Here is a 24,586-nt window from a genome sequence, read left to right as displayed (position 1 = left end):
TCACAAGTTACTCCGCGAGAAATCAAAGATGTAACCAACGATTGCTGAGCCAAGTTTAGGGTTTCTTAAAAACCCAAAGATGTTTGAACTGAAGAGTTTGATCATGGCTCAGATTGAACGCTGGCGGCAGGCCTAACACATGCAAGTCGAGCGGCAGCACGGGTACTTGTACCTGGTGGCGAGCGGCGGACGGGTGAGTAATGCCTAGGAATCTGCCTGGTAGTGGGGGATAACGCTCGGAAACGGACGCTAATACCGCATACGTCCTACGGGAGAAAGCAGGGGACCTTCGGGCCTTGCGCTATCAGATGAGCCTAGGTCGGATTAGCTAGTTGGTGAGGTAATGGCTCACCAAGGCGACGATCCGTAACTGGTCTGAGAGGATGATCAGTCACACTGGAACTGAGACACGGTCCAGACTCCTACGGGAGGCAGCAGTGGGGAATATTGGACAATGGGCGAAAGCCTGATCCAGCCATGCCGCGTGTGTGAAGAAGGTCTTCGGATTGTAAAGCACTTTAAGTTGGGAGGAAGGGCATTTACCTAATACGTAAGTGTTTTGACGTTACCGACAGAATAAGCACCGGCTAACTCTGTGCCAGCAGCCGCGGTAATACAGAGGGTGCAAGCGTTAATCGGAATTACTGGGCGTAAAGCGCGCGTAGGTGGTTCGTTAAGTTGGATGTGAAATCCCCGGGCTCAACCTGGGAACTGCATTCAAAACTGTCGAGCTAGAGTATGGTAGAGGGTGGTGGAATTTCCTGTGTAGCGGTGAAATGCGTAGATATAGGAAGGAACACCAGTGGCGAAGGCGACCACCTGGACTGATACTGACACTGAGGTGCGAAAGCGTGGGGAGCAAACAGGATTAGATACCCTGGTAGTCCACGCCGTAAACGATGTCAACTAGCCGTTGGGAGCCTTGAGCTCTTAGTGGCGCAGCTAACGCATTAAGTTGACCGCCTGGGGAGTACGGCCGCAAGGTTAAAACTCAAATGAATTGACGGGGGCCCGCACAAGCGGTGGAGCATGTGGTTTAATTCGAAGCAACGCGAAGAACCTTACCAGGCCTTGACATCCAATGAACTTTCCAGAGATGGATTGGTGCCTTCGGGAACATTGAGACAGGTGCTGCATGGCTGTCGTCAGCTCGTGTCGTGAGATGTTGGGTTAAGTCCCGTAACGAGCGCAACCCTTGTCCTTAGTTACCAGCACGTAATGGTGGGCACTCTAAGGAGACTGCCGGTGACAAACCGGAGGAAGGTGGGGATGACGTCAAGTCATCATGGCCCTTACGGCCTGGGCTACACACGTGCTACAATGGTCGGTACAGAGGGTTGCCAAGCCGCGAGGTGGAGCTAATCCCAGAAAACCGATCGTAGTCCGGATCGCAGTCTGCAACTCGACTGCGTGAAGTCGGAATCGCTAGTAATCGCGAATCAGAATGTCGCGGTGAATACGTTCCCGGGCCTTGTACACACCGCCCGTCACACCATGGGAGTGGGTTGCACCAGAAGTAGCTAGTCTAACCTTCGGGAGGACGGTTACCACGGTGTGATTCATGACTGGGGTGAAGTCGTAACAAGGTAGCCGTAGGGGAACCTGCGGCTGGATCACCTCCTTAATCGACGACATCAGCTGCTCCATAAGTTCCCACACGAATTGCTTGATTCATTGAAGAAGACGATAAAGAAGCAGCCCGAAATTGGGTCTGTAGCTCAGTTGGTTAGAGCGCACCCCTGATAAGGGTGAGGTCGGCAGTTCGAATCTGCCCAGACCCACCAATTTTGCTTGTGTGGGAAACGCCTGTAGAAATACGGGGCCATAGCTCAGCTGGGAGAGCGCCTGCCTTGCACGCAGGAGGTCAACGGTTCGATCCCGTTTGGCTCCACCACTACTGCTTCTGTTTGTTGAAAGCTTAGAAATGAGCATTCCATCCTGGTGATGGTGAATGTTGATTTCTAGTCTTTGATTAGATCGTTCTTTAAAAATTTGGGTATGTGATAGAAAGATAGACTGAACGTTACTTTCACTGGTAACGGATCAGGCTAAGGTAAAATTTGTGAGTAATTGCGAATTTTCGGCGAATGTCGTCTTCACAGTATAACCAGATTGCTTGGGGTTATATGGTCAAGTGAAGAAGCGCATACGGTGGATGCCTTGGCAGTCAGAGGCGATGAAAGACGTGGTAGCCTGCGAAAAGCTTCGGGGAGTCGGCAAACAGACTTTGATCCGGAGATGTCTGAATGGGGGAACCCACCTAACATAAGTTAGGTATCTTAAGCTGAATACATAGGCTTAAGAAGCGAACCAGGGGAACTGAAACATCTAAGTACCCTGAGGAAAAGAAATCAACCGAGATTCCCTTAGTAGTGGCGAGCGAACGGGGACTAGCCCTTAAGTGGCTTTGAGATTAGCGGAACGCTCTGGAAAGTGCGGCCATAGTGGGTGATAGCCCTGTACGCGAAAATCTCTTAGTCATGAAATCGAGTAGGACGGAGCACGAGAAACTTTGTCTGAATATGGGGGGACCATCCTCCAAGGCTAAATACTACTGACTGACCGATAGTGAACTAGTACCGTGAGGGAAAGGCGAAAAGAACCCCGGAGAGGGGAGTGAAATAGATCCTGAAACCGTATGCGTACAAGCAGTGGGAGCCCACTTTGTTGGGTGACTGCGTACCTTTTGTATAATGGGTCAGCGACTTATTTTCAGTGGCGAGCTTAACCGAATAGGGGAGGCGTAGCGAAAGCGAGTCTTAATAGGGCGTCTAGTCGCTGGGAATAGACCCGAAACCGGGCGATCTATCCATGGGCAGGTTGAAGGTTGGGTAACACTAACTGGAGGACCGAACCGACTACCGTTGAAAAGTTAGCGGATGACCTGTGGATCGGAGTGAAAGGCTAATCAAGCTCGGAGATAGCTGGTTCTCCTCGAAAGCTATTTAGGTAGCGCCTCATGTATCACTGTAGGGGGTAGAGCACTGTTTCGGCTAGGGGGTCATCCCGACTTACCAAACCGATGCAAACTCCGAATACCTACAAGTGCCGAGCATGGGAGACACACGGCGGGTGCTAACGTCCGTCGTGAAAAGGGAAACAACCCAGACCGTCAGCTAAGGTCCCAAAGTTATGGTTAAGTGGGAAACGATGTGGGAAGGCTTAGACAGCTAGGAGGTTGGCTTAGAAGCAGCCACCCTTTAAAGAAAGCGTAATAGCTCACTAGTCGAGTCGGCCTGCGCGGAAGATGTAACGGGGCTCAAACCATACACCGAAGCTACGGGTATCACTTAGGTGATGCGGTAGAGGAGCGTTCTGTAAGCCTGTGAAGGTGAGTTGAGAAGCTTGCTGGAGGTATCAGAAGTGCGAATGCTGACATGAGTAACGACAATGGGTGTGAAAAACACCCACGCCGAAAGACCAAGGTTTCCTGCGCAACGTTAATCGACGCAGGGTTAGTCGGTCCCTAAGGCGAGGCTGAAAAGCGTAGTCGATGGAAAACAGGTTAATATTCCTGTACTTCTGGTTATTGCGATGGAGGGACGGAGAAGGCTAGGCCAGCTTGGCGTTGGTTGTCCAAGTTTAAGGTGGTAGGCTGGAATCTTAGGTAAATCCGGGATTCTAAGGCCGAGAGCTGATGACGAGTGTTCTTTTAGAACACGAAGTGGTTGATGCCATGCTTCCAAGAAAAGCTTCTAAGCTTCAGGTAACCAGGAACCGTACCCCAAACCGACACAGGTGGTTGGGTAGAGAATACCAAGGCGCTTGAGAGAACTCGGGTGAAGGAACTAGGCAAAATGGCACCGTAACTTCGGGAGAAGGTGCGCCGGTGAGGGTGAAGCATTTACTGCGTAAGCCCATGCCGGTCGAAGATACCAGGCCGCTGCGACTGTTTATTAAAAACACAGCACTCTGCAAACACGAAAGTGGACGTATAGGGTGTGACGCCTGCCCGGTGCCGGAAGGTTAATTGATGGGGTTAGCTAACGCGAAGCTCTTGATCGAAGCCCCGGTAAACGGCGGCCGTAACTATAACGGTCCTAAGGTAGCGAAATTCCTTGTCGGGTAAGTTCCGACCTGCACGAATGGCGTAACGATGGCGGCGCTGTCTCCACCCGAGACTCAGTGAAATTGAAATCGCTGTGAAGATGCAGTGTATCCGCGGCTAGACGGAAAGACCCCGTGAACCTTTACTATAGCTTTGCACTGGACTTTGAATTTGCTTGTGTAGGATAGGTGGGAGGCTTTGAAGCGTGGACGCCAGTTCGCGTGGAGCCAACCTTGAAATACCACCCTGGCAACTTTGAGGTTCTAACTCAGGTCCGTTATCCGGATCGAGGACAGTGTATGGTGGGTAGTTTGACTGGGGCGGTCTCCTCCTAAAGAGTAACGGAGGAGTACGAAGGTGCGCTCAGACCGGTCGGAAATCGGTCGTAGAGTATAAAGGCAAAAGCGCGCTTGACTGCGAGACAGACACGTCGAGCAGGTACGAAAGTAGGTCTTAGTGATCCGGTGGTTCTGTATGGAAGGGCCATCGCTCAACGGATAAAAGGTACTCCGGGGATAACAGGCTGATACCGCCCAAGAGTTCATATCGACGGCGGTGTTTGGCACCTCGATGTCGGCTCATCACATCCTGGGGCTGAAGCCGGTCCCAAGGGTATGGCTGTTCGCCATTTAAAGTGGTACGCGAGCTGGGTTTAGAACGTCGTGAGACAGTTCGGTCCCTATCTGCCGTGGACGTTTGAGATTTGAGAGGGGCTGCTCCTAGTACGAGAGGACCGGAGTGGACGAACCTCTGGTGTTCCGGTTGTCACGCCAGTGGCATTGCCGGGTAGCTATGTTCGGAATAGATAACCGCTGAAAGCATCTAAGCGGGAAACTAGCCTCAAGATGAGATCTCACTGGGACCTTGAGTCCCCTGAAGGGCCGTCGAAGACTACGACGTTGATAGGTTGGGTGTGTAAGCGCTGTGAGGCGTTGAGCTAACCAATACTAATTGCCCGTGAGGCTTGACCATATAACACCCAAGCAATTTGACTACTCGAGAGAGCATCAGATTGCGGTGTGTGAAGACGCAATGAACCGAAAGTTCGCAGCAAAAAAACACACAAATCTGTCACATACCCATTCGCTGGAGCGTAAACCGAAAGGTGAACGACCTGGCTACCGAATTTCTTGACGACCATAGAGCATTGGAACCACCTGATCCCATCCCGAACTCAGCAGTGAAACGATGCATCGCCGATGGTAGTGTGGGGTTTCCCCATGTGAGAGTAGGTCATCGTCAAGATTAAATTCCGAAACCCCTATCTGCGTATGCAGGTAGGGGTTTTGTTTTGCCCGCAGGAAAGTGCGCTCGGACAGCAGCACAAATTTGCACAGTTATTTTCGATTCAGAACACTAGAATAGGCCCATCTTTTTCGGAGCAAGAGCCTTTTATGCCAGATTCGGTTGACGCCCCAGGGCTGTCAGATTTACCGCTGGACGACTTGGTGGCGTGTCATGAGTGCGACCTGCTGATGCGCAAGCCCGAACTCGCCCATGGCGAGAAAGCCCTATGTCCACGCTGCGGCTACGAACTCTATGCTCATCGGCATAACGTTGTTCAGCGCAGCCTTGCCTTGGTCATTGCCGCCCTGTTGTTGTATGTCCCGGCGAACTTTTTACCCATCATGCAGCTCAATCTACTCGGGCAATCGTCACAAGACACTGTCTGGACCGGCGTTATCGGCCTGTTCAATACCGGCATGCAAGGCGTCTCGGTCGTTGTATTCCTGTGCAGCATGGGAATCCCGCTGCTCAAATTGCTTTGTCAGTTGCTGGTGCTCCTGAGCATTCGCTTTGATGTTGGGCGCAGCTACGGTTTGCTGCTCTACCGCATTTACCACCACCTTCGGGATTGGGGAATGCTTGAGGTTTACCTCATGGGCGTGCTGGTAGCGATCGTGAAGCTGGCAGATATGGCAGCGATCACCGTCGGTCTTGGCTTGGCGTGCTTTATCAGTTTGTTGCTGGTCCAGGTGTGGTTGGAGGTTGTGATGTCGCCTCACCAGATCTGGCAGGCTTTGTCAGGAGAAGATGCCCATGCGGGCGATTGATGCAGGCATTCTGATTTGTATCGAATGTCATGAGTTGAACAAGCAGGAAGCCGACACCGACGAGCAAGTTTGCACCCGCTGCGGTGCGCTGGTTCACGCCCGTCGACCGAACAGCTTGATGCGTACCTGGGCGCTGCTGGTCACCGCCGCGATTCTCTACATCCCGGCCAATATGCTGCCGATCATGACCGTCAGCTCACTGGGCAAGGGCGATCCCAGCACCATCATGTCCGGCGTGATCCAACTGGTTCAGCACGGCATGATCCCCATCGCGGCCGTGGTTTTTATCGCCAGTATTCTGGTACCAACGTTCAAACTCGTAGGCATCGCGTTGCTGCTGTTTTCGGTGCAGCGGCGCCAGCCCCTGTCGGCACGCCAACGAATTGTGATGTACCGCTTTATCGAGTTCATCGGCCGTTGGTCGATGCTGGATATCTTTGTGATCGCCATCCTGGTGGCGGTCGTGAATTTCGGACGGCTTGCCAGCGTCGAAGCCAATCTTGGCGCCATCGCCTTCGCCAGTGTGGTGATTCTGACGATGCTTGCCGCAGTTACTTTCGATCCCCGACTGATTTGGGATAACACGGAGTCGGACGACGACCATGACTGATTTGCCTACAGCGAAAACCCGACCGGCCTCGAACTGGTCAGCTATCTGGGTCCTACCCCTGATCGCCCTGATCATTGGCGGCTGGCTCGGTTGGCGTGCCTACAACGAAACCGGTATCGAGATTCAAGTGCGCTTCGAAAGCGGCGAGGGCATCCAGGCCAACAAAACCGAAGTGGTTTACAAGGGCATGTCGGTCGGCAAGGTGAAGACCCTCAAGCTCGACGACGAAGGCAGCTCCAAAGGTGTAATCGCTACCGTCGAGATGAACAAGGACGTGGAGCAGTACCTCAAGACCAGTACGCGCTTCTGGCTGGTCAAACCAAGCGTGAGCCTCGCCGGTATCACTGGCCTGGAAACCCTGGTGTCGGGCAATTATGTTGCCGTCAGCCCCGGTGAAGGCGAGCCGACCCGCAAGTTCAAGGCCTTGGCCGAAGAGCCGCCGCTGTCGGACTCCAAGCCCGGCCTGCATCTGACCATCAAGGCTGATCGTCTCGGATCGTTGAACCGCGGCAGCCCGGTGTTTTACAAGCAGATCAAGGTTGGCCAGGTCAAAAGCTACCTGCTGTCCGAAGACCAAAGCACCGTCGAGCTCAAAGTGTTCATCGAGCCGACCTACGCCAGCCTGGTGCGCAAACACACACGTTTCTGGAACTCCAGCGGCATCAGCATCGACGCCAATCTGTCTGGTGTAAAAATCCGCAGCGAATCCCTGGCCAGTATCGTCGCCGGCGGTATCGCGTTCGCCACGCCGGAAAACCGCAAGGACAGCCCTCCGACCGATCCGAGCCTTCCGTTCCGTCTCTACGAAGACTTCGATGCGGCGGCAGCCGGTATTCGGGTCAAGGTCAAACTCAGCGACTTCGAAGGCTTGCAGGCTGGCCGTACGCCAGTGATGTACAAGGGTATCCAGGTCGGCAACCTGAAGGCGCTGAAGATCGATCCGGACTTGTCCGGCGCCACCGCCGAATTGACCCTCGACCCGCTGGCCGAAGATTACCTCGTCACCGGCACTCAATTCTGGGTGGTCAAACCGTCGATCTCGCTGGCGGGCATTACCGGCCTGGAAGCCTTGGTCAAAGGCAATTACATCGCCGTGCGCCCGGGCGACAAGGGCAGTGCGCCGCAGCGCGAGTTCGTGGCTCGAGCCAAGGCGCCGCCGCTGGACCTGCGCTCACCGGGCCTGCACATGGTGCTGTTTACCGAGAACCTCGGTTCCCTGGAAGTCGGCAGCCCGGTGCTCTATAAGCAGGTCAAAGTCGGCTCGGTCCAGAGTTATCAGTTCTCCAAGACCAAGAAACAATTGGTGATCGGTGTTCACATCGAGAAAGAATACGAAGGGCTGGTCAACGCCTCGTCGCGATTCTGGAACGCCAGCGGCATCACACTCAGCGGTGGGCTGACCGGAGGCATCCAGGTCAAGAGTGAATCGCTGCAAAGCCTGATGGCCGGCGGTATCGCTTTCGAAACCCCGGAAGCCAAGGCGCCGCTGCAAAAGAAAATCCCGCGTTTCCGTCTGTTCCCGAGCCATGACGATGCGAACCAGAAAGGCGCGGTGGTCACCATCAAAGTCGATCGCGCGGATGGTTTGCGTACCGGCACGCCAATCCGCTTCAAAGGCTTGGACGTCGGCAAGATTGAGGACGTTGACCTGACTGATGACTTGCAGTCGGTGATGCTGACCGCACGGATTACCGAAGTGCCGGAACGCATTGCGCGGGTAGGCAGCCAGTTCTGGGTGGTCAAGCCTGAGCTGGGATTGATCAAGACCTCGAACCTGGAAACGCTGGTCACCGGTCAATACATCGAAGTGCAACCGGCGGCGAAAAACCTCGGTCCGCAGAAGAACTTTGTAGCGCTGGCCAACCCGCCGGAGTCCGCCAAGGTTGAAGCCGGGTTGAGCCTGGTATTGAGCGCGGCCCGTCGTGGTTCGCTGAAAACGGGTGTGCCGGTGACCTATCGTGAAATCACCGTGGGCAAGGTGACGGGTTATGAATTGGGCTCGACGGCGGATCGCGTGCTGGTGCACATCCTGATCGAGCCGAAGTATGCGCCATTGGTGCGCAGTGGCACGCGGTTCTGGAACACCAGTGGCTTTGGCCTGGACTTCGGCCTGTTCAAAGGCGCGACAGTGCGGACCGAATCGCTGGAGACACTGATCCAGGGCGGCGTCGCTTTCGCTACACCGGACGGTGAACGCATGGGCACGCCGGCCCGGCCAGAGCAGACCTTTCCGCTATTCGACAAGTTTGAGGATGAATGGCTGACTTGGGCGCCGAAAATTTCACTCGGCAAGTAACCCCATGCAGCAGATATGAAAAAGGCCGCGATCCATTGGATCGCGGCCTTTTTTATGACCTTCAATCAAGCATCAGACCGCATCCAGCTCCGGCTCATCCGCTGCAACATTCACAGTCGCCTTCACTTCATCGTGACGACGAATGTACTTCCAGTCCGCCTCATCGATGTAGATCCCGTTCGGCCCGCTACCACCTTCCAGGTCAATCGCCACACTGGCGCAGACCTGCGGCTTCACACTCGCCAGGATCGGCACGAAGCCCAGTTGCAGGCTGGTTTCCAGCAGCGCCGCCTGGTTCTTCTCGTCGATGTCCGCTGCCTCGTCGAGGTAGTACGGCAGGCGCACGCGACCGGCCTGGTCGCGGTCCATCAAGTGCAGCAACAAGTACATGTTGGTCAGCGCCTTGATGGTCATGGTGGTGCCGTTGGACGCCGCGCCGTCGATGTCGGTGTGGATCACCGGTTGACCGTTGACCTTGGTGATCTCGAACGCCAGTTCGAACAAGTCCTTGAGACCGAGCTGGTTGTGGTTTGCCGCCACCAACCGCGCCAGGTATTCCTTGGCCTCTTCGTTCTTGTTGTCCTGATCGGCGCTTTGGCTCAGGTCGAACACGGAGAGGGTTTCGCCTTCTTCGTATTGGCCGGCGCTGTGGATGATCTGGTCGATGTGCTTGAGGGCTTCCTTGTTCGGCGCGAGCACGATGCGGAAGCTCTGCAGGTTGGACACCTGACGCTTGTTGATCTCGCGGTTGAACAGCGCCAGTTGATGCTCGAGGCTGTCGTAGTCGCTGCGGATATTGCGCAGGGTCCGGGCGATGTCGGTGACCGCCGCACGGCGCGCCTTACCGAGGGTCAGCGCTTCATCGGTACGGTGCGCATAGGCGTTGATCAGCAATTGCAGGCGACGCTCCATGTCGTCTTCGCTGTCAAACTTGGCCACGCCTTTGAGGCGGACCTGTGCATACAACGCCTCGATCTGACCATCGCTGCGCTGCAAACCCTGCCAGCTGTCCTGATAGTCATTAAGCAGCGGCAGCAGGTTATCCATGGAATCGTCAATCGGGTCCATGAAGGGCGTGCCGAAGGGCATGTCGGCCGGCAACAGCTGACGGCGACGCAGGGCGTCGTCGAGGGTGCGTTGCTTGGCTTCCATGTCGCCGATCTGCCGGCCGACCAGTTGCAACTTGGCCGACAGTTGCTGGACGCGCTCAGTGAAGGCATCGCTGGAACGCTTCAACTCTTCCTGCGCGGCTTCCATCTGCGCCAATTGCTCAAGCTTGTCGTCTTCTTCGGCGCTCAGGGTTTGCGCGCGACGGAAATCTTCCAGGGCCTTTTGCGCATCCAGCACTTGCTGGTACAGCGCTTCGGTCTGGGTCTTGCTCGCCGCGCGGTCGGCGACCACGGCGGCTTGGGTTTTCAGTTGCTTGAGTTCTTTCTCCAAGCGTTCTTTCTGATCGCGCAATGCGGCGCGGTCAGCCAGGGCTTGCAGGGCCGGCGGCTCGATGTGCGAGATGTCGATGGCCAGACCCGGCACTTCGAAGCGCTCGCCTTTGAAGCCATCGAGGATCAGTTCCAGGGATTTGACCCAATGGCCGTCCTCGTCCAGCGTAATGCCGTGCTCGCCCAATGGCAGGCTGAACAGCGCGCTGTTGAACAGACGCATCAAGCGCTCGACGTCCTGTTGCGAGAACTCTTCGCGCAGACGGGCGTAGCTGTTGTTGTCGGCGTGATCGAGTTGCTGCTTCACCGACTTCAGGCGTTTTTCCAGGTCCCGCAGACGTTCTTCCAAGTCTTCGGCGCTGAACTGCCGCGACTGAGCCAGCGCACCGGCCAGTTCATCGTGGGCATCCTTGGCCGCGAGCAATTGCTGCTCCAGGACTTTGACGTCAGTGACCAACGCAAAGCGATGCTTGAGCACCGACAACTCACCGAGCCAACGCTGGATGCCGGTGATTTCCCGCTCCAGGCGCATCAGCTCCTGGGTGCCGCCACGCTGATCGTTCTGCAGGGCGTCTTGCTCGTTGCGGTAGTGCTCGGCCTGAATGGTCAGCTCTTCCTTACGCGCGCTGGCGTAGTCCGACCAAGTGCCAAGCAACGAATCGAGCAGTGGTGAGATGCGATGCAGTTTGCCGCGCAGGATATTGCGTTGGGCAACCCCGGAAGCCAGTGCTTCAACCAGCGGGCCGGCGGTGACCAGCGAGTTGTAGTCCTGCTCCATACGTCGTACATCGCGGAACGCTTCTTCGCACGCGGCGATGTAATCGACGCTGCCGGAGCGCAGGCTGTGTTCGAAAGCATCGAGGAACAGCTGCTTGAGCTTGGCCGCAGTGATTTCGCGCATGTGCAGCAGGTTGATGAACAACGCGCGGAAGGTCTTGAGGCTCTGCTCGCTGGTGGAGCGCAGCGGGATCAGCGTCAGGTCCAGCGGAATAGAGGTGTGACCGCCGACCAGCAAACGCCGCAGTTCATCGGGCTTGAGTTCGTAGGCTTTCAGGCCCTCGCGCTCAAGGTTGGTGAACAGCTCTTTCTGGCGCAGGCAGGTGTCGTTTTTCTGGTAGTGAGCCAGGTCGAGTTTGCCGGCGTAGGCAAAAAACTGGTGACCGAAACCACCACCCGGGCCGCGACCGACCACGCCGATCACGTGTGGACCGTGAGGCAACGACACTTCGACCAGAATGTAACTGGTGTCCGAGGCGAAATAGAAACGCCGGGATTGTTCCAGGCTGTACTTGCCGAAACTCATGTCCGACATGCGCGCCAGGATCGGGAACTGCAAGGCGTTGATCGAGGCGGATTTACCGAGGTTGTTCGCTCCATAGACCGACAGCGGTTCTTCCAGCGGGAACAATCCGAGGCTGTAACCGGCGGTGTTCAAAAGGGCGAAGCGGCGAATGCCGTAGCGTTCCTTACTCATGCGTCGGTCTCCTGTTCTTCGGCGATGGCGCGGGCCATTGCGTCTTCTTCGCTTTCTTCAGCAAAGTCGCTGAGGTCCAGCGGATCATCAGTTTCCAGCAGCTTTTCATCGCTGTCGTCATCGATCAGTACCGGAACTGGCAATGGCAGCACGCTGTGCAGGCTGGCGGCCAGATCGCGGTCCTGCTGAACCGAGAGGCAGACATCGAGGAAACGGTGCATCGGTGGCAGGAAACGGTAGATGCCGTTTTCTTCGCCAGCGAAACCGAGTTGGGTCATGCGGCGCATGATTTTTTCTTCGAGTTCTTCGACGGTCTGCACTTCGGCCTGGATAAACAGGTCGCGGTATTTCTCCAGCAGCGACGGCAATTCGTCGCGACCGAGGCTGCCGCCGTCAAGCACGGCGACCGGGTCGCGGCCCTGGTCAGCCAGGTGTTCGACGAGGATGAAGGTGAACAGCGCCAAACGTTGCGCGGTCTTGTTCACCGCCGCTGCAGCGAGATCCGGCACGAAGTAATAGAAACCACGGGTGTCGCAGACCAATTCATAGCCCAGCGCCCTGAACAGCGTGCGGTACTGGTCCTGGAAGTTCGACAATTGTGCGTACAGCTCCGGATCGCGGCGGCTGACGTGGTAGCCCTTGAACAGCTCGCGAAAGATCGGCGCCAGTTGGGACAGTTCGGAAAGATCAAGATGCATGTGGAGTGCTCGCAGAATCCTCGGCGGCGGTGTCGCGGGCCGAGAGCAGGGCGAAGGAGCGCAGGCTGACCTGATGCTCATGAGTGTGATAATCGCGGCGTTCCAGACGCTCGCGGGTGAAGCGTTTTTCCCGCGACAGGCGCGAGAACCAATAAAGCAATTCGTCGGTAGCGCCGTCCGGTTCCTGCTCCAGCAGCCAGGTCATCAGGTCCGGCATCGGCAGCGCGTCTTCGCAACGTTCGAGCATTTCCCGAACCGTGCGTGGCGCGCGCGGGGTTTCGCCTTTCTGGGTTTTGTGGGCCTTGGGGAAACGCGCCGGTTTCGGCTCGAAACGGGCCAGGGCATACACGTAGGCTTCGACCTGACTGGCACTGCCGAGGAAGGTGCTTTGCGGCCGGGTGAACATCGGCATGGCGGCTTGCGGCACCGCATCGATACCTTTACGACGAATGGCCGACAAGGCCAGTGCCGCGCCACGGGTTACGGCGTTATGACGACGGGCCTCTTCACGCAACGGCAGCAGCAGTTCGCGGGCGTGACGCAGGGTCAGCTGAGCGCTGGTCTGCATTTCGAGGATGCGCGCGTGGGTGCGCAGCAGCATGTCGTCATCGACCAGGTGGCCAAGGCGTTGCTGTTCGGTGAGCATGCGCAGCAGGACGTTTTCGACCTTGCGCACGCCTTGTTCGAAGGCGCCGTCGGCGTTCACCAACTGAATCATCGGCTCGACGTATTCGTCCCAGGTCGCCAGTACTTCGGCATAACGCTGACGCAACGGGATTTGTCGGTCGCTGGTCTTGGCCCGTTCGGCGACGGCCACCAGGGCCTGTTCGTCGTTGGCGAGTTTCTTCAAGACATCCCGTACACGCATGTCGAGCAGGCGCAATTGGCGCGCCAGGTCGTGGCCGTCGCGGATGTCGAAGGCGTCCTGGATGTAACCGGCCAGGCGTTCGAGATGGCGCAAATAGGCTTCGATTTCCAGGCACAGGCCCAGACGGTGCTCACGGCGCAGGTAGGCGAGGAAGTCGTGGATCTGCGCATTGAGCTCGAAACGGTTCGGGCTTTTCGCCACGGGAACCAGGATGTCGAGGCGGATCCACACGTCCAGCAGGCTGGTGATGTCCTGCGGGGTACTGTCCAGTTGCTGGGCGGCCAACTGTGAACGCAGTTCGTTGAGGCTCAGTGTGCCTTGGTCGAAGTGCTCGCACAGTGGCTCCAGAAGTGCCCAGTGTTCAGCGAGGGCGCGCAAGACGCGCTTGGGTTCGATCATCGGGATGGCCGGCTGGTTGTCGAATAAAAGCAGCGATTGTACTGCATCACGCCCGTTGCGATTCACTCGCGGGACGGGCTGTCGCTGTTTCTATGGGTAAGAGTATCGATCAACAGCGGGCGATCTTGAGCGAAGGGCGGTAGAATCAGCGCACTTTAGTTATCCACAAGTGGCCGACCTTTGCTTATCGAGTCCCGTCGTCGCGCTTATTTGACTGCCATGCAGGTGGCCAACTGGCTGCCGCGCACCGAATTGCCCTTTGCTGCGCCCTCGCGGCCCGAACTGCTGGAGACGCCTGAGCCGTTGGTCGTCGCCCCGGTGGTGCAGGCGACCGTGGCTGAGGTGCCCGTGGAACCGGTGGTCAAACCGGTCGAACGGGTGAAAATCGAAGTGCCGCGCCCATCGCTGGCCAGCACCCGCACCGGCGCCAAGGTCGAAGAAGAGGCGGCTCCGGTCGTGATCAAGGCGCCGGTCGTGCCGCCGCCGCGTTTCGCCCTGCAATTGCTGCGGGCCGGGCGCTGCCTGCTGCTGGTGGAGTTACCCACAGGCGAAACTTTCCAGACCCGCGATCCTGCGTACATGTTGCTCAAGGACATGCTGCGTGCCGCCGGCCTGCCGGACAGCCCGCAGATCGTCGGCGAACCGGTGCGCTGGCCGCTGTTGGTCCGCGGCACGATGGATCAGGGGCCGGAAGCGGCTCGGGACTTCGTGCAAGGTTTCCTCTCGGCCCGGCTCGAAGACGCCCCGTGCGTCTGTCTATGGCTGATCGGCCTGCCGGCGGTGCGGTTTGCCGGCGAGGCGAACGCCGAATCCTTCAACCGTGAACTCCAGGTCGAAGGCCTGGGCTCGGTCTGGGCCCTGCCGGGTCTGGAACTTTTAATGGAAGAGCCACAGCGTAAGGCTGATGTCTGGCAAGCCATGCGTCGGCTGATGGCGCGTTGGAAAGAATCGAATGAGTGACGCTGTATCGTTCCGCCCGATGACCGAGGCGGACATGGACGCTGTACTGAAGATCGAATATGCGGCCTATAGCCACCCGTGGACTCGGGGGATTTTTCTCGATGGCCTGGGCAAGTACCAAATCTGGCTGATGTTCGAAGGTTCGCAGCAGGTCGGCCACGGTGTGGTGCAGATTATTCTGGATGAGGCGCACCTGCTGAACATCACCGTCAAACCGGAAAATCAGGGCCGAGGCCTGGGTTTGACGCTGCTGGAACACTTGATGTCCCGGGCGTATGACGCCAAGGCGCGGGAGTGTTTCCTGGAAGTGCGCGACAGCAACCGTGGCGCGTTCAAGTTGTATGAGCGGTATGGGTTTAACGAGATTGGTCGGCGCCGGGATTATTATCCGGCGGTGGGCGGGCGGGAAGATGCGGTGGTCATGGCCTGCACCCTGGTTGACTAAACACCGATCCCCCGTAGGAGCTGCCAAAGGCTGCGACCTTTTGATCTTTTGTTGTCGCGACACAGAAAGATCAAAAGGTCGCAGCCTTCGGCAGCTCCTACAGGTAGATCCGGTCAGTCAGATGAATCGCGGATCGATCAACGATTCCCGTCTATCGGATCCCGCTTTGCCAACTCCGCTTCATCCAACCCATTGCCGCCGCCAATATCGTCTTCATCGACAATACTCAGGTCCCAATCCGCCTGGTTGCCCTCACCGGCTTCATGGGAGTCCCGCGCGCCGTCTTCATGGATCAGGGTTTCCGGGCTCATGTCATCGTCGGTAGACTCATGGTCGTCGGTCGAGGCTCCGGTCATGCCGGCTTCGCGCACACGTTCCTTGGGCATTAGGCGTTCGCGTTCGTTTTCCGGCAGCTCGTCACCGATTTTGGCGCTGGGTTCTTCCTCGTCGAAATCCAGCTCATGCATCGAACCCATGCGGTCTTCGTTATCATCGATGGGCTCCGGTTGCACTGCATCGTACGGACGTCGTGAATCAGTCATGGCAATTCCTCATACTGTGGGCCTTACTAGGGTGGACCTACTGAGCTCCTGAGAATTCCGCCGACCTGGAAGACCGGCTATCTGCATCACGTGCGTGACCCCGACGGGCGGTCGTCTGTCAAAGCTGCGCACCATTCTTGAGGCTTCATTGCATGAACGAATTACAAGATCTGATTGATAACAACGAGCGTTGGGCTGACGCGATCACCAAAGAAGATCCTGATTTCTTCGCCAAACTGGCCCGCCAGCAAACCCCGGAATACCTGTGGATCGGTTGCTCCGACGCCCGCGTACCGGCGAACGAGATCGTGGGCATGTTGCCCGGCGATCTGTTTGTGCACCGTAACGTGGCCAACGTGGTGTTGCATACCGACTTGAACTGCCTGTCGGTGATTCAGTACGCGGTGGACGTGCTCAAGGTCAAACACATCCTGGTCACCGGCCATTACGGCTGCGGCGGCGTGCGTGCGTCGATGCAGGATCGTCAGTTGGGCCTGATCGATGGCTGGCTACGCTCGATTCGCGATCTCTATTATGAAAAACGCGAAGAACTGGCCAAGTTGCCCACCGAAGAAGAACGGGTCGACCGCCTCTGCGAGCTCAACGTGGTCCAGCAAGTGGCCAACGTCGGGCACACCAGCATTGTGCAAAACGCCTGGCATCGCGGGCAGAGCCTGTCGATCCACGGCTGCATCTACGGCATCAAGGACGGTCGCTGGAAAAGCCTGAACGCGACCATCAGCGGTTTCGAGCAGTTGCCGCCGCAATATCGCCTGCGTCCGGTCGGTGCGTTGTAACGCCGTTCAGCACAGACTTCGCCGACGCCAGTGCATTAGAAACAGCTGGCCGTCGGCGTTCGGCGGTTCATCGTAGCCGGTGATCCAGCCGCGACAGTCCGTCGAGCCGCACTGACAGGCGAACTGGCGCCGCAGTTTGTCTTCTGTGGTGGCGTAATCCATGGTCAGCCGGTCGCCGCTGTTGATGTCCTTCAGCGCCCATAACCACAGCTCGCTCATGTCGAGAAAGACGTTTGGGTCGCAGGAGTGACGCAACAGCCCGCAAAAGCGCGGGTCGTAGACGTGGATACCGGGGGCCAGTTGCCGTGTATGTCGACAGCGATACGGCAGCAAATGCCCTGAAGCCCGGCAAATCCGGGTGATGCGGGGAAATGACCGGCGTGCCGCGACGGCCTCTGCCGAGCCCTGGGCGTCGTAGATAATGTCGAAGTCGGCCTTGGCAGGAAATCCAAGGCGAATGGGTAACTCTGCGAAAGGGTAGATGCCGTCCGTGGGCGGTTTGTCGGGGCCGTGCAGCGCTTGAGCTTTCATAACGATCCTTGTCGGCAGAGTGCTGCAACTTCTGGACGCTGACGCTCCTGTCAGCCCTGCAACACTGGGTATGCCTCAAGCCTCTCGCAAATCATGTATTCGGTCTACTGTCAGAACTGACAGGGGAAAAGTGCGCTTTTGCACGTGAGTCATGGCTCACGTGCAAAAGGCGTTTATCGTTTCAGATTTGCGGTGCAGGGTCCGCAGGCACTGGAGCCGGGGCTTGCAGCTGTTGCAGCTGCGACTTGACCGGCGGCGTGGCGCATTTGGTCGCCGCGTCTGCCGGCGTCAGGTTGCGGATCGAGGTGTAGAACAGTTCGCAGGTTTTTTCTTTCTGGGTCACCTGCCAGGTCTGGGTGCAGCTTTTCAGCTGGGCACTTGGATCGCTGCCCGGTTTGCTGCCCATCCCGGCCTGCCAGCACGCAGCGCTCAAATCCTGGCCCATGACGGTCAGGCCAGCGGCATCAGCCTTGGCCTGGGCATCGGGGCCGGTGTAGGTTTCCGGGTCGGCGGCGTACCAGATGTAGCTCGGGTGGTTGGAACCCAATACCGGCACTTTCACCCCGGCACTCGGGCTGATCGTCGCCAGACCCAGCACACTCACAGTCACGCCGTATTGCGCCTTGATCCAGTTACGCACCGGCGCGCCGAACGCGACCATCGGCAACGCTGCGCCTTTGGCATTCTGGCTGACTTCCTTGACCATGGTGGTCTGGTAGTCCTTGAAGTAGTCGTAGACGCCTTCCAGATCCTTACCGGCGCTGGATGGCGCAGCAATCGGGGCGATGTCGATGATGGTCTGATAGGCCGGTGTCTGGGCGGCCGGAATGCCGTTGTCGGTCAACAGCGTCGCCCAACGATCAGTGGTGGCCGAGCGCAGGTAATCCTGCGCCTGGGTCAGCGAGTAATCCGGCGGGAAGTGCAGCAACTCGACACTTTTACGGTTTTCCAGGGCCATGCCCAATGGCAGGAACAGATACCAGCTATAAGCCCATTTGCCATCAATGTTGAGTTTTTTGGCGCCGTTGTAGGCCAGGTCACCGGCATCGAGCAGGGCGGCCAGAGGTTTGTCATAACCCTTGGGCACGCCAGTGATTTCAGCGTAGAGCTGATGGTTATCGGTTTTGACCCGGACTTTTGCGGTGCTGTAACCATCGCGTTGCACGCTCTGGGTCAGGTAATGCTCGACAGTCTGCTCCAGCGTCCAGTTGCGAAAGCAGATCACGTTGCAATTGTTGGGGTAGGCGAAGAGTCGGGTGACGCGTTCGGTGCTGCCCAGCTTGAGATCGACATCGGCGTGGACGGCGGCACTCAGGGTGAGGGCGGCGAGGGTAAGTCCTGCGAGTTTGAACATGCTCAGATCCTTTTCAGCGTGGGCCCTCGTAGGCGGGGGCGGGTACATACTGAAACCAGATGTGTCGAGCGGTCCAGTGCCCATGCAAAAAATCGCAGCCGACGACATTCCCCCGTAGGAGCTGCCGAAGGCTGCGATTTTTTGATCTTCAATCAATCAACCCGGAAAATGCAGAGCATTGGTCAAATCACCCATGGGCTTCTGACCCCGGGCAATCATCGCGTCATCGCGCATTTTAATCCCGTCGAGGGTTTCCAGCTGAAAGGTGCGGGTGATCAGCCGCAGGATCGAAGCGGTGTCATAAACCGTGTGATCCACCGTGCTCTTGCGCGAAAACGGTGAAATCACCAGCGCCGGGATCCGCGTTCCCGGGCCCCAGCGATCGCCCTTGGGCGGCGCAACGTGGTCCCACCAGCCGCCGTTTTCGTCGACGGTGATCACCACCACCATGTTTTTCCATTGCGGACTTTGCTGCAGCACTTTCAGGGCACGGACGATATGTCGGTCGCCGGACGCGATGTCGGCGTACCCGGCGTGCATGTTCAGGTTGCCCTGGGGTTTGTAGAACGTCACCGCCGGCAGCTTGCCGGCTTCGGCATCGGCCAGGAACTTGTTGGTGCTCGACTCATCGCCCAAGCCACCGTCGCGCAGACGCTTGGCGCGCTCGGCCGGGTTTTCCGGACCTTGGCGCTTGAAGTAGTTGAACGGCTGATGGTGGTACTGGAAGTTGGGAATCTTCGGAATGGCGCCCGAATCCTTGTACTCATCGATCGTGGCTTGCCATGCGCCGCCGTACCAGGCCCAGTCGACGTTCTTTTTCGACAGCTTGTCGCCGATGTGGTCGTGGGTTTGCGGCACCAGCACGCTAGGTAACGGCTTGGCATAGTCCGGGCGCTCGGGGTCGCGGATCCAGGTCGGCCAGTACGGCGGCGCCATGGTATTTACCGCGTAACCATCGGGCGTCAGCAGGCTCGGGCCGAACTGCGGCGGGCCGGTCATAGCGCTGGCGGGCGATGCGTCCAGCGGTTTGAGGCGGTTGTCGGTCGGGTCATCGCTCAGCAATGTGGCGATCTGTGGCTTGGCGATCGAATTGGCGGCATCCGGGTAGAACGGCACTTGGGCGCTGATCAGGTATTGATGGTTCAGATACGAACCGCCGAAAGCGCCCTGGAAGAAGTTGTCGCAGAGCACGAATTCCCGGGCGACATCCCACAAGCGCAATGAATAGCGGGTCTGGGCGTAGTGGCCGAAAGTCAGGCCACCGGAATCGGCCCAGGCGACAAAACGGTCGTTTTTGCCACCGTTGATTTGCATCTGGTTCTGGTAGAACACATGCCACAAATCGCGGGTCACCAGGCTCAGGGGCAAGTCTTCGCCTTGCGGGCCTTTGAGTGCGTAGGGCGCATTGGGCAAGTGTTCCTGAAATTGCGTGCCGGCGGGATAAACCACGCCATCCAGGGTTTGCGGACCGACCTGGTTCAAGCCACCCCAAACCGGTGGCAGGGTCGAGAGCAGACTGCCGTCACGGTCCCGCTGCTGGTAATCCTCCGGCTTGAGTGCCGACAGCGGTTTTTCGATACCGGGGAAGTCGGAGAACAAGTTGTTGAAGCTGCGGTTTTCGCCGTAGATCACCACGACGTTTTTCACGTTTTCGTGCAGGGCTTTGTCCAGCTCGGTGGGCGTCAGCGGGCGCTCGACCGGTTTGTCGGCGTCATCGCCTTTGGTGCCGCAGGCGCTCAGGGTTGCCCCGACACCCAATACTGCAACGCCACCCAGGAAGCGGCGGCGACTGGTATCGGTAGGTTGATCGGTTTCAGGGGAGGGGATGTCGTTGCCGTCTTTTTCGTCGTTCATTCCAGCTCCTGTTTTTTTGCAGAATTATGGCAATTTGTTGCGAGTTGTTTCGGCGGGACGCTAGCAGCGCGATGTGACGGGGAGGTTACACGAAGTTGGATCCGATCTGCAGTTGCATGGCAGGCATAGAAACTGTGGCGAGGGAGCTTGCTCCCGCTGGGGCGCGAAGCGGCCCTGATACTGGTAACCGAGTTGTTTCAGGAGAAACGAGGTGGCAGGGTTACGACTGCTTCACAGCCGAGCGGGAGCAAGCCCCCTCGCCACAAAGCGGCGTTCATCGCAGAAAAGGATGAACGCCTAACCGTGTTTACGGCATCACCGGCGCCGTATAAACCAGCGTCGTCCCCAACGCCCACAGCAGAAACAACACCAGCGGCGTGTGCACCAGCAACTGCACAAACGAAAACCCGATCAAGTCCCGCGCCTTCAATCCCAGCACGCCCAGCAGCGGCAGCATGTAGAACGGGTTGATCAGGTTCGGCAGGGCTTCGGCGGCGTTGTAGATCTGTACGGCCCAGCCCAGGTGGTAGTTCAGGTCGGTGGCCACTTGCATCACGTACGGCGCTTCGATGATCCATTTGCCGCCGCCGGACGGGATGAAGAAACCGAGAATCGCCGAGTACACGCCCATCAATAACGCGTAGGTGTCATGGGACGCGATTTGTACGAAAAAGGTCGAGATGTGGTGGGCCAGGGTCTGGGCGTCCGTGCCTTTGACGGTGGTCATCAGCGCGGCGATTGAGCCGTATAGCGGGAACTGGATCAGCACGCCAGTGGTGGTCGGCACTGCTCGAGACACTGCATCGAGGAAGCTGCGCGGCCGCCAGTGCAGCAGGGCGCCGAGCATGATGAACAGGAAGTTGTAGGTGTTCAGCCCGGAAATCGCGCTGATCGCCGGTTTGGTCGAGAACTCATGGAATAGCCAACCGCCGGCCAACAGCACCAGCAGAATCGTCAGCAACGGGCTGTGTTCCAGCCATTCACCGGGGCGGGTGCGCGGTTGCAGCGGCGGCAGGTTGAAGCTCGGGTCGATCCCGCAAGCCTTGGCATCACGCGCGCTATTCGGGCCGGGTGCGGTGGCGTAGGCAATGATCAGCGAGACCACAATCAGCGCCAGCAACAGCACACCGGACTGCCAGAGAAAGATCGTTTGAGTGAACGGGATGACGCCGGTGATCGACAGAATCGACGGCGGCAGGCTGGCCGGGTTGGCCTGCAATTGCGCGGCGGACGACGACAAGCCCAATGCCCAAACGGCGCCAAGGCCCAGGTAGGCCGCGGCACCGGCCGCGCGGTAATCCATTTTCAGATCGGTGCGGCGGGCGAGGGCGCGTACCAGCAAGCCGCCGAACACCAGCGACAAGCCCCAGTTCAGCAACGACGCAACCATGGAAATCAATGCGACCCAGGCCACGGCGGAGCGACCGTTTTTCGGGATCCGCGCCAGGCGATCAATCAGCTTCACCGCTGGTGGCGAACTGGCGACCACATAGCCGCCAATCACCACGAACGCCATCTGCATGGTGAACGGAATCAAACTCCAGAACCCGTCACCGAACGCCATGGCGGCGTCGGTGGGTTTGGCGCCCATGGCCAGGGTCGCCAGGGCCACGATGATCACCGCCAGGGCGGCGAATACCCAGGAATCGGGGAACCAGCGTTCGGCAAAGCTTGAGCAGCGCAGGGCAAAGCGGGCATAGCGGCTATCGTCGATATCAGCGGCCACGGGAGTACCTCGGATTTTTATGATTATTGTGATGTTCCGGGCCGCAAAGGCCCGTCTGGTCAGGTGCCAACAGTAAATCAATCGCAGTTTTTTTGCGGGGCTGTTTTAGTGTTTGGCGCAGATTGCGTCGTGCCCGCCAAGGGAGGATGCTGCGCCGTGCCTACCCCCTCAGGAATGACCGCGATTGAACAAGGACAGCACTTTCGCCTATCAAGCCGTGTACCGCTACCTGGTCGAGCTGATCGATTCGACCCGGACCGAGGGCGAGTGGAAACTGCCGTCATTGCGCCAGTTAGCGCTGCGCTTGAAGGTCTCGGTGTCTACCACCAAGTGTGCCTACGCCTTGCTTGAAGATGAGGGCCGGGTCTTTTCCCGACCCAAGCTCGGCTATTTCTGCCCGGCCAATTCGACGCAACTGGCGACACCGGCCGCCAACCTGCTCGACAACGTTTACGCCTACGCGCGCCAGCCCGGCATGCTGGCGCTGAGCAGCGATGCGCCGTCGATGTTGCTGTCCCTGGAAAACCCGCTGCTGATGACCGAGCGCGAATTGTTGCGCCAATATCCACGTTCGGCGGTGCCGTTGTATCAACCCTTCGGCGAGATCGAATTACGTACGGTGCTGGCTGAGCGCTACACCCGTTCGACCGAGCATTACTGGCAGCCGGAGCAGGTGTTTATTGGCGCCGATCTGCGCAGTGTGCTGGATATGTCGTTGGCCGCGCTGAAACTGCATGGCAGCGTGGCGTTGGTGGAGTCGCCGTGCTCCTGGGCGATATTGCGGCAGTTACACGCGGCGAACATCCGGGTGATCGAACTGCCTCTGCAAGCCGATGGCCGCTTCGACCTGCAACAGGTTCTCAACCTGTTGCAGCGTGAAACCGTCGCGCTGGCGGTGTTCTCATCCGGTGTGAATATCCCTCACGGCAGCCTGATGCCGGCGGCCGACAAACAGCAGTTATGCGAATGGCTGAGCGAGCGGGGTATCTGGCTGTTCGAGAACGACAGTTATGGCGAGTTCGGATTCCTCCCCGAGCAGTCGCGCTACCGGGATTTCGCCGACCCCGAGAGGCTGGTGGTGTTTTCCACGTTCGATAAGGTCATCGGTGCGGAAGCGCCGTTCGGCTATGTGTTGATCCGTGGTCAGGAAGCCGCGATGCAGCGCCAGTGCCTCGACCGCGCGTTTCGCCTTTCGCCGATCCGGCAGAAAGCGCTGGCCCGCCTGTATGGCTCGCGGCGTATTGATCAGCACACTCAGGGGTTGCGCGGCCTGCTCCATGAACGCATGACGCAGATGACCCGCCTGCTCCAAGAGCACGCCGCCGACCAGCTCAACGTGGTGGCAGCGGCGGGGGGCGCGACACTGTGGGCGCGATCCGTCGACCCGGTGGACATGCGCCGGGTGTTCGAGCGCTTGCTGGCCAAAGGCATTGTGATTGCCCCCGGCGAGATGTTCAGCCAACAGGGTTTGTGGCGCAATTACCTGCGCCTTAGCTACACCGTGGACTGGAGCAAGGACATCGGCCAGGCCGTGAAGACGCTGGCCGAAGCCATTGAGCAGGAACGTCAGCTGACGCCATAACAATGCTGCATCTGCGGAAACTGGCCGTTGCGCACTTCATCGGCGAAACACTCGAACGCCTGGCTGATCAGTGCGCCGACATCCGCATAGGGTTTGACGAAGCGCGGCACATATTCACCGCCCAGCCCCAGAACATCCTCGGTCACCAACACTTGCCCGTCGCAGGCGGGTGAAGCGCCGATGCCAATGGTCGGCATCGCGGAGAAATCGCTGATGCGCCGGGCCAACGGTTCGGCCACCCCTTCCAGCAACAGACTGAACGCACCGGCGGCGAGGTGCGCGCGAGCATCCTCTTCGATGGCAGCGGCGGTCGTGTCATTCAGGCCTTGGGCCTTGAAGCCGCCCATGACGTTAACGTACTGCGGCATCAGGCCGATATGCGCCATCACCGGAATGCCGCGCTGCACCAGAAACTCCACGGTGCCGGCCAAGGCCTTGCCGCCTTCGAGCTTGAGCGCATCGCAACCGGTGCGGGCCAGCACTTCGGCGCAATTGCGGTAGGCCTGTTGCGGTGATTCCTGATAACTGCCGAACGGCATGTCGGCAACCACGCAGGCCAATCGGGTGCTGGTCACCACCGCACGGGTGTGACCGATGATTTCTTCCAGACTCATGTCCAGGGTCGAGGTGCGGCCATAACCGACCATGGCCGTGGAGTCGCCGATCAGCACGAAGTCGACGAACGGGTCCATCAACTCGGCCATCGAGCGGGTGTAAGCGGTCAGCGAGACAATTTTCTGTTGGCCTTTCATGGCCACCAGTTGGGGAACGGTCAGGCGTTTGCTGCGGGTATGGCTGCTCATGGCGGCTTTCCTGTGGGTTGGAAAGTGCCCGATTATTGGTGTCGTGACGCTGAATTCAATGCACAGAGAACCGCTAAAAACCAACCCAGGAACCTGATCGGCTTGT

The 24,586-nt window shown here is 58.2% G+C and carries 16 protein-coding genes, 2 tRNA genes and 3 rRNA genes; 12 read left to right on the top strand and 9 right to left on the bottom strand.

Translation table 11 applies throughout. The features are described 5' to 3' along the window. Positions 1-85: 85 nt before the first annotated feature. From ACA071_RS26710 to ACA071_RS26675, 8 genes are all read left to right on the top strand, one after another. A 16S ribosomal RNA gene (locus tag ACA071_RS26710) occupies positions 86-1,624 on the top strand. Between the two features lie 83 nt (positions 1,625-1,707). Beyond that, positions 1,708-1,784, top strand: a tRNA-Ile gene (locus ACA071_RS26705). Between the two features lie 34 nt (positions 1,785-1,818). Then, positions 1,819-1,894: transfer RNA gene (locus ACA071_RS26700), tRNA-Ala, on the top strand. Positions 1,895-2,128: 234 nt separating this feature from the next. After that, positions 2,129-5,020, top strand: a 23S ribosomal RNA gene (locus tag ACA071_RS26695). A 157-nt stretch (positions 5,021-5,177) separates the two neighbouring features. Next, positions 5,178-5,293: ribosomal RNA gene (rrf, locus tag ACA071_RS26690) — 5S ribosomal RNA — on the top strand. Together the 16S, 23S and 5S rRNA genes with 2 tRNA genes alongside form the textbook arrangement of a ribosomal RNA operon. 149 nt (positions 5,294-5,442) lie before the next feature. Then, on the top strand, positions 5,443-6,102 hold the full coding sequence (locus ACA071_RS26685) for a paraquat-inducible protein A (protein ID WP_497641827.1): 660 nt from the start codon (positions 5,443-5,445) through the stop codon (positions 6,100-6,102). Further along, positions 6,089-6,712: a paraquat-inducible protein A gene (locus ACA071_RS26680; protein WP_497641826.1), complete on the top strand. Its 624-nt coding sequence runs from the start codon at positions 6,089-6,091 to the stop codon at positions 6,710-6,712. Before ACA071_RS26685 ends, ACA071_RS26680 begins: the two co-directional genes overlap by 14 nt. Beyond that, entirely contained in the window at positions 6,705-9,008 is a 2,304-nt protein-coding gene (locus ACA071_RS26675) for a PqiB family protein (protein ID WP_497641825.1), read from the top strand. The genes ACA071_RS26680 and ACA071_RS26675 overlap by 8 nt, the downstream gene beginning before the upstream one ends. A gap of 72 nt (positions 9,009-9,080) precedes the next feature. Here ACA071_RS26675 and mksF read toward each other — a convergent pair whose 3' ends face one another. From mksF to mksB, 3 genes are read right to left on the bottom strand one after another with little or no spacing between them, the layout of a single operon-like run. After that, entirely contained in the window at positions 9,081-11,921 is a 2,841-nt protein-coding gene (mksF, locus tag ACA071_RS26670; RefSeq protein ID WP_497641824.1) for an Mks condensin complex protein MksF, read from the bottom strand. Continuing rightward, the gene (gene mksE, locus ACA071_RS26665) at positions 11,918-12,619 is read right to left on the bottom strand and encodes an Mks condensin complex protein MksE (protein ID WP_347805955.1); all 702 of its coding nucleotides are present in this window, start codon (positions 12,617-12,619) and stop codon (positions 11,918-11,920) included. Before mksE ends, mksF begins: the two co-directional genes overlap by 4 nt. Next, on the bottom strand, positions 12,609-13,886 hold the full coding sequence (gene mksB / locus ACA071_RS26660) for an Mks condensin complex protein MksB (protein WP_497641823.1): 1,278 nt from the start codon (positions 13,884-13,886) through the stop codon (positions 12,609-12,611). The genes mksE and mksB overlap by 11 nt, the downstream gene beginning before the upstream one ends. A 219-nt stretch (positions 13,887-14,105) precedes the next feature. Here mksB and ACA071_RS26655 point away from each other — a divergent pair, with 219 nt between their 5' ends. Further along, complete coding sequence (locus tag ACA071_RS26655) at positions 14,106-14,846, top strand: P-loop NTPase family protein (RefSeq protein WP_497645392.1); 741 nt, start codon at positions 14,106-14,108, stop codon at positions 14,844-14,846. Further along, positions 14,839-15,291 (top strand): ribosomal protein S18-alanine N-acetyltransferase, encoded by a 453-nt coding sequence (gene rimI, locus ACA071_RS26650; RefSeq protein WP_123410073.1) that lies wholly within the window; start codon positions 14,839-14,841, stop codon positions 15,289-15,291. Before ACA071_RS26655 ends, rimI begins: the two co-directional genes overlap by 8 nt. Before the next feature lie 137 nt (positions 15,292-15,428). Here rimI and ACA071_RS26645 read toward each other — a convergent pair whose 3' ends face one another. After that, entirely contained in the window at positions 15,429-15,833 is a 405-nt protein-coding gene (locus tag ACA071_RS26645) for a serine kinase/phosphatase (protein ID WP_497641822.1), read from the bottom strand. Between the two features lie 152 nt (positions 15,834-15,985). Here ACA071_RS26645 and can point away from each other — a divergent pair, with 152 nt between their 5' ends. After that, positions 15,986-16,630, top strand: a complete 645-nt coding sequence (gene can / locus ACA071_RS26640; protein WP_123514497.1) for a carbonate dehydratase — start codon at positions 15,986-15,988, stop codon at positions 16,628-16,630. 6 nt (positions 16,631-16,636) lie between these two features. Here the strand turns inward: can and ACA071_RS26635 are convergent, their stop codons facing one another. The 4 genes from ACA071_RS26635 to ACA071_RS26620 form a co-directional block, all read right to left on the bottom strand. After that, positions 16,637-17,161 carry an SET domain-containing protein-lysine N-methyltransferase gene (locus tag ACA071_RS26635; protein WP_497641821.1) on the bottom strand — a complete coding sequence of 175 codons (525 nt, stop codon included), beginning with the start codon at positions 17,159-17,161 and terminating at the stop codon, positions 16,637-16,639. Positions 17,162-17,342: 181 nt separating this feature from the next. Then, positions 17,343-18,515: a hypothetical protein gene (locus tag ACA071_RS26630; protein WP_497641820.1), complete on the bottom strand. Its 1,173-nt coding sequence runs from the start codon at positions 18,513-18,515 to the stop codon at positions 17,343-17,345. A gap of 156 nt (positions 18,516-18,671) precedes the next feature. Then, positions 18,672-20,369, bottom strand: coding sequence for an acid phosphatase (locus tag ACA071_RS26625; RefSeq protein WP_497641819.1), 1,698 nt, complete (start codon positions 20,367-20,369; stop codon positions 18,672-18,674). A 307-nt stretch (positions 20,370-20,676) separates the two neighbouring features. Beyond that, positions 20,677-22,095, bottom strand: coding sequence for a short-chain fatty acid transporter (locus ACA071_RS26620; RefSeq protein WP_429512471.1), 1,419 nt, complete (start codon positions 22,093-22,095; stop codon positions 20,677-20,679). A 184-nt stretch (positions 22,096-22,279) separates the two neighbouring features. On the opposite strand from ACA071_RS26620, the gene ACA071_RS26615 reads away from it, so the two are divergent. Beyond that, positions 22,280-23,677 carry an aminotransferase-like domain-containing protein gene (locus ACA071_RS26615; protein ID WP_497641818.1) on the top strand — a complete coding sequence of 466 codons (1,398 nt, stop codon included), beginning with the start codon at positions 22,280-22,282 and terminating at the stop codon, positions 23,675-23,677. Here ACA071_RS26615 and panB read toward each other — a convergent pair. Beyond that, the gene (panB, locus tag ACA071_RS26610) at positions 23,662-24,480 is read right to left on the bottom strand and encodes a 3-methyl-2-oxobutanoate hydroxymethyltransferase (protein ID WP_497641817.1); all 819 of its coding nucleotides are present in this window, start codon (positions 24,478-24,480) and stop codon (positions 23,662-23,664) included. The genes ACA071_RS26615 and panB overlap by 16 nt on opposite strands. Positions 24,481-24,586 lie beyond the last annotated feature (106 nt).

This window comes from Pseudomonas sp. LBUM1646, assembly GCF_059716165.1.
The sequence above is the reverse complement of the archived record's forward strand: the minus strand, read 5'-3'. Positions and strand labels throughout refer to the sequence as shown.